The following is a 5935-nucleotide window of genomic DNA, read 5'->3' as shown; positions in this document are numbered from 1 at the left end:
CCCACCCGGGGACGGCCCCCGGCGCCGTGCCGCCCGCGCGCCGCCAGATCGCCGCCGCCTCGGCCTTCGGCCCGGCCCCCGCGCCGCGCCGCCCCGTCCCGCAGGGCAGCTTCGACTTCTTCGGCACGCACAGCGCCGCCGCCCCGGCCCGCCACCCGGCCGAGGTGCCCGCCGCCGTCCGCGAGGCCGTGCAGGACGCGGACCTCGCCGACGTCGTGGGCGAGGAAACGGCCGAGGCCGCCGCGACGGAGGAGGTCATCGACCTCACGGCACACGACGAGACGGAACAACTCGACGAACGGCGGACTGCGCCAGGCGATGGGAGCCTGAGCCTCCGGCGGACAGCGGGACGTCCCGGGAGGCCGGGCCCGCCCGCGCCCGCCACGGCCGGCCCGCCTCCTGTCCGCCGCAACCGTCCCCGTACGCGAGGAACCAGGCCCGCGCGGGCTCAGCCTCGTCCGGGCCGCGGTTCCACCCGCGCGGACGCCCGGCGGCTCGTGCGGGAGCGGTCGGCCTGGGCGTGGAAGACGGCGCGGGCCTCACCGGCCGCGCGCGCCCGGACCCGGACCGTACGGTTCGCGCCATGGTCGACGGCGAGCGAGGCGAGGCCCAGGGCGCGTTCCCACGGCCCCTGCGTGAAGCGGACGCTCTGCACCTTCGCGTGCGGCACCAGCGAGGTCGTACGGCGCAGCACCCCCTGCCGCGCGACGAAGAGGTGCCCGTCCACCGCGAGGCCCTGGCCCCGCCACCACCAGGCGAGACGCCAGCGCGCGCGGGCCGGGGGCCGGACCGGCTCCGGCACCCCCGCACCCGGCAGCACCCGCGCCACGAGCGCCCGGCCCTCCGCGTACGGCGCGACCGGGACCAGCACCGAGTTCTGCGAGCCCGCCACGTGCAGCTCGACCCGTACCCACCCCAGGAGCCGCCACAGCAGCGGCTGGACGAGCCGCACCGCCTGCACCCGGCCCGGCGGCACCGTCTCGTGCGCCGTCTCCAGGAGCCCGTGGTCCAGGCGCAGCCCGTCCGGGGACGCACCGACCGTCCAGTCGTAGGCGTTCGCGTACGTACGGAACAGCTTCGCCGCCGCGCCGCCCAGGATCGGCACCGCCGTCACGGCGATCGACCACGGGCTGTGCGAGGCCGTCCACAGCAGCCACGACACGAAGGCCGTGACGAGCAGCGAACCGCACAGGCCCCCGCTCAGCAGCACCGACCCCGCGAGCTGCCCCGGCGCCACCCGCCACAGCACCCGCCGCTCCGCCTCCCCGGGACCCCGCACCACGCCCCCCGCCGCCCGGGCCAGCAACTCGGCGCGCAGCGCCCGCGCCTCCGGCTCGGCGAGGTAGGCCAGCTCGTCCTTCGACTTCGTGCCCACCACGTCGAGCTTGAGCTTCGCGACCCCCGCGAGCCGCCCGAGCAGCGGACGCGTCACGTCCACCGCCTGGAGCCGGTCGAGCCGGATGTGCGCGGTACGCCGGAACAGCACCCCGGAACGGATGCGCAACTCGCTCTCCGTCACCGCGAACCACGTCACCCACCAGCTCAGCACCCCGTAAACGCAGGCGACGAGGATCACGCCGAGACTCGCGAGCACGAGGGTGCCGGTCGCGAGCGCCGAGAGCTGCCGGTACGCCCCGTTCGGATCGTGCACCGCCCAGCCGAGCACCACCGCGACCGGCGCCCAGGCCCGGCGCAGGGGGGTGAAGGGGTGGAGACGGCGCTCGGGGTGGGGGAGCGGGGTGGGGGGCGCGGCGAGTTCGGAGGGTGCGGAGGGCGGGAGGGGCGCGGCGGGCGAGGCGGGTGCGGAGGCGAGGAGGGGTGCGGTGGGCGAGGCGGCTGCGGCGTCTATGGCGGCAGTTGTGCCCGTGGTGGCGGGGGCGGGCATGTTTTCGTGCGCGCCCGCAGGTATCGCCCCGTACGGGTTCTCGCGGGCGTCCTCGTACGGGTCGCCCGGCAGCCCCGCCGTGCCGCTCACAGGCCCGCCGATCGGGCCTCGCCGAGCGCGGTGAGCCGGTCCCGCAGCCGCTCCGCCTCCGCAGGCAGGAGCCCCGGCACGCAGGCGTCGCTCGCCGCGGCTGCGGTGTGCAACTGCACGCTCGCGAGCCCGAACCGCCGCTCCACCGGTCCCGAGGTCACCTCGACGAGCTGCATCCGCCCGTACGGGACGATCGTCTCGCGCCGCCACAGCACCCCCCGCGCGAGGAGCAGATCGTCCGCGCGCTCGCGGTAGCCCCACGAGCGCCAGTTCCGCGCCAGCAGCACCCAGCCGCAGCCGAGCACCGCGAGCGGCAGCAGCGCGAAGAGCCCCCACACCGGCCCGGCGAGCCAGCCGGCCAGCCCGGCCACGAGGAGCGCGGGCGGGACGGTGCAGAGCGAGAGGAGGAGGCGGCGCAGAGCGAGCACCTGGCGGGGGAGCCGGAGCCAGGGCGCGGGGGACGCGGGCGCGTCGAGGGGCGGGGCGGCGGGTGGAGATGCGCCGAGGGGCGGAGGTGTGGTGACCGGTGAGGGTGTGGTGACCGCTGGGGGAGTGGTGACCGATGGGGGAGTGCCGCCGTTCTCGCGCGTGCGCTCGCCGTCGCCCGCCGGGCCCGTGGGGTCGCCGATCGGGCCCGTGGTGTCGCTGCGGCCCGTGTCACTGCCGCGCGTCGTGCCGTCGTCCGCGCCCGGGCGCGTCCCCGTCTCCATGCGTCCAGCGTAGGTGCGAGAGACTGCAACCATGACGGAGACCGTGATCGGCATTGGCGGCGCGGCCGAGAGCACCGACATGGTGCTGAACATCGGCCCCCAGCACCCCTCCACGCACGGCGTGCTGCGGCTGCGGCTCGTGCTCGACGGCGAACGGATCGTGAGCGCCGAACCCGTCGTCGGGTACATGCACCGCGGCGCGGAGAAACTCTTCGAGGCGCGCGACTACCGTCAGATCATCATGCTGGCGAACCGGCACGACTGGCTCTCCGCGTTCTCCAACGAGCTCGGCGTCGTCATGGCCGTCGAGCGGATGCTCGGCATGGAGGTCCCCGAGCGCGCCGTCTGGCTGCGCACCCTCCTCGCCGAACTCAACCGCGTCCTCAACCACCTGATGTTCCTCGGCTCCTACCCGCTCGAACTCGGCGGCATCACGCCGATGTTCTACGCCTTCCGCGAGCGCGAGGAGCTCCAGGCCGTCATGGAGGAGGTCTCCGGCGGCCGGATGCACTACATGTTCAACCGCGTCGGCGGCCTCAAGGAGGACATCCCGCTCGGCTGGCCGGGCCGCGTCCGCACGGCGCTCGCCCGCGTCCGCGAGCGGATGCCCGACTACGACGGGCTCGTCCTCGGCAACGAGATCTTCCGCGGCCGGACGCGCGACGTGGGCGTTCTCTCCGCGCGCGCCGTGCACGCGTACGGGGTGAGCGGGCCCATCGCGCGCGCCTCCAGCGTCGACTTCGACCTGCGCCGCGACGAGCCGTACCTCGCCTACGGGGAACTCCAGGACGTGCTGCGCGTCGTCACCCGCGAGGAGGGCGACTGCCTCGCCCGCTTCGAGTGCCTCCTCGACCAGACCCACAACTCCCTCGACCTCGCCGAAGCCTGCCTCGACCACCTCGCCGAGCTGCCCCCGGGCCCGGTCAACCAGCGCCTCCCGAAGGTGCTGAAAGCACCCGAGGGCCACACCTACGCCTGGACCGAGAACCCGCTCGGCCTCAACGGCTACTACCTGGTGTCGAAGGGCGAGAAGACCCCGTACCGCCTCAAGCTCCGCTCGGCGTCCTTCAACAACATCCAGGCGCTGACCGAACTGCTCCCGGGAACGCTGGTCGCGGACATGGTGGCGATCCTCGGATCGCTGTTCTTCGTGGTGGGGGACATCGACAAGTAGGGGGGCGAGGCCGGGACGGGCAGGGTGACGGGCCTGGCTAGGGTGCGCGTGTGACCGCTCGACCCGCCGCCCCCGTACCGAACTTCCCGTGGCCGCGTCCGTGGCTCCCGTGGCGCGAAGCCATGGCCACGGCTCTCTACGGCCCGGGCGGCTTCTACCGCTCCGCCGGCCCGGGACCCGCCGCGCACTTCCGCACCTCCGTGCACGCCTCACCCCGCTACGCACACGCGGTCGCCCGTCTCCTGACCGAGGTGGACGCGGTGCTCGGCGGCCCGCCCGTGCTGGACTTCGTGGACATCGGCGCGGGACGCGGGGAACTCCTCACGGGCGTCCTCGCCGCGCTCCCGGAGAAGACGGCGGCGCGGCTGCGGCCCCACGGGGTCGAGCGCGCGCCGCGGCCCGAGGGGCTCGACCCGCGTATCGGCTGGGGCGAGGAACTGCCCGGCCACGGCCTCACCGGCCTGCTCTTCGCCAACGAGTGGCTGGACAACGTACCCGTCGACGTCGTGGAAACGGACACGGAGGGCGTGGCACGCCTCGTCCTGGTCGCCCCGGACGGCACCGAACGACTCGGCGAACCCGTGACCGGCACGGACGCGGACTGGCTGGCGCGCTGGTGGCCGCCGGACAGCCCGACCACGGACAGGGCGGACGGCGCGGGCCCTCACGGGGTGACGGGGGCGCGGGAGGCCGGGACCCGTGCCGAGCCGGGTACGGGGCGGGACGCGGCCTGGGCCGCGGCCGTCTCCTGCCTCGGGCGCGGCCTGGCCGTCGCCGTGGACTACGCCCACGTCGCGCACGCCCGCCCCGCCTTCGGCACCCTCACCGGTTTCCGCGCCGGACGCGAGGTCGCCCCCGTACCGGACGGCACGACGGACCTCACGGCCCACGTCGCGCTCGACGCCTGCGCCGCCGCGACAGCCCACCACGGCCCCGCCGTCCTCACCCGCCAGCGCGAAGCCCTCCGCGCACTCGGCATCACGGGCGGCCGCCCACCCCTCTCCCTCGCGAGCACCGACCCGGCCGCCTACCTACGAGCCCTCGCCGGGGCCGGAGAAGCGGGCGAACTGACCGACCCGGCCGGACTGGGCGGCTTCGGGTGGCTCCTCCAGGGGGTGGGGGTGGACCTGGGTGCGGGTGCGGGTTCTGGTGCGGGTTCTGGTGCCGGTGGTGTGGTGACGGGCGTGGGCCTGGGGGTCGGTGGTTGTGTGGCGCCGGGGGTGGCGGGCTCGGGCGGGGCGGAGCCGGGTCTGCGAGGGGCTCCGGGGCTGGCTGAGCTGTTCGCGGGAGGGGAAGGCGCTGGCGAGGTGGGAGCTGTCGGGGGCGCGGGGCCGGGCCACACGTCCGGGGAGAGGGGTGGGGGAAGGCGGCGAGACCGAGGGCTGAGCGGGGAGGGTCGAGGGGCAGGGGCGGGCACCGAAAAGGACGCTGCCCGTTGGCCGGAGGGGGCGCTGCTCCGTGACCGTGCCGTCGTGGTCCCGCCAGGGGGGCGCTGTCCGTCCGACGGAGGGGGCTCCTGGCCATAGCGGGTGGGGGCGGCCGTGGCGGGGAGAACGCGGGCTGATGAGAGGGCGCGGTGCGGTCCGGCCGATGGGATTGCGGTGCGGCCGACGGGGGCGCGGTCCCGTCGGCGCGGGTGGCGCCTGGCGGTAGAGGGCGGGGACGGCCGGTTGGGATGCCCCGTGGTGGGTGGCGGGGGAGAGCGTTGGTCTGCAAAGACCGGAAACAGGGCGGGCCAGGGGGGTGAGGAGCGGTCCGGCCGATGGGGTCGCGGTGCGGCCGATGGGCGCGGTCCCGTCAGTAAGGGGGGCGCTTGGCCGTTGCGGGCTGGGGTGGCCGGTGGGGATGACCGGTGGTGGGCGGCGGGGGAGCGGGGTTCTGCGAGAGGCAGGAGCGGGGCGGGCCAGTGGGGATGGGGAGCGGTCCGCCGATGGGGTCGCGGTTCTCCCGACGGGGGTGCGGTCCCGGCAGCGTGGGTGGCGCTTGGCCGTTGCGGGCCGGGGCGGCCGGTGGGGATGACCGGTGGTGGGGGAGAGCACGGTGCTTCGAGGGGCGGGAGCAGGGCTGGCCAGTGAG

General features: G+C 75.8%; 3 protein-coding genes and 2 pseudogenes. 3 read left to right on the top strand and 2 right to left on the bottom strand.

Going from position 1 to position 5935, the window contains the following annotated elements; genetic code table 11:
• Positions 1 to 330 (top strand): annotated as a pseudogene (locus tag SSBG_RS34545) (hypothetical protein); the annotation flags it as partial.
• Positions 331 to 448: 118 nt separating this feature from the next.
• Here the strand turns inward: SSBG_RS34545 and SSBG_RS11825 are convergent.
• Entirely contained in the window at positions 449 to 1885 is a 1437-nt protein-coding gene (locus SSBG_RS11825; protein ID WP_008746370.1) for a PH domain-containing protein, read from the bottom strand.
• Positions 1886 to 1971: 86 nt separating this feature from the next.
• Positions 1972 to 2604, bottom strand: coding sequence for a PH domain-containing protein (locus tag SSBG_RS34540; protein ID WP_420790338.1), 633 nt, complete (start codon positions 2602 to 2604; stop codon positions 1972 to 1974).
• Between the two features lie 112 nt (positions 2605 to 2716).
• Between SSBG_RS34540 and SSBG_RS11815 the strand changes: the two genes are divergently transcribed.
• Together SSBG_RS11815 and SSBG_RS11810 are read left to right on the top strand one after the other, a co-directional pair.
• Positions 2717 to 3859: an NADH-quinone oxidoreductase subunit D gene (locus SSBG_RS11815; RefSeq protein ID WP_037869532.1), complete on the top strand. Its 1143-nt coding sequence runs from the start codon at positions 2717 to 2719 to the stop codon at positions 3857 to 3859.
• Positions 3860 to 3981: 122 nt separating this feature from the next.
• Positions 3982 to 4983: pseudogene (locus SSBG_RS11810) on the top strand (SAM-dependent methyltransferase); the annotation flags it as partial.
• Positions 4984 to 5935: the final 952 nt, after the last annotated feature.

The organism is Streptomyces sp. SPB074 (genome assembly GCF_000154905.1).
In the GTDB taxonomy this organism is placed as follows: Bacteria; Actinomycetota; Actinomycetes; order Streptomycetales; family Streptomycetaceae; genus Streptomyces.
This window is presented reverse-complemented; position numbering and strand designations above follow the sequence as displayed.

Coding starts and splice junctions, on each gene's coding strand:
- SSBG_RS11815 (WP_037869532.1), top strand. CDS start 2,717: ATGACGGAGACCGTGATCGGCATTGGCGGCGCGGCCGAGAGCACCGAC.
- SSBG_RS11825 (WP_008746370.1), bottom strand. CDS start 1,885: ATGCCCGCCCCCGCCACCACGGGCACAACTGCCGCCATAGACGCCGCA.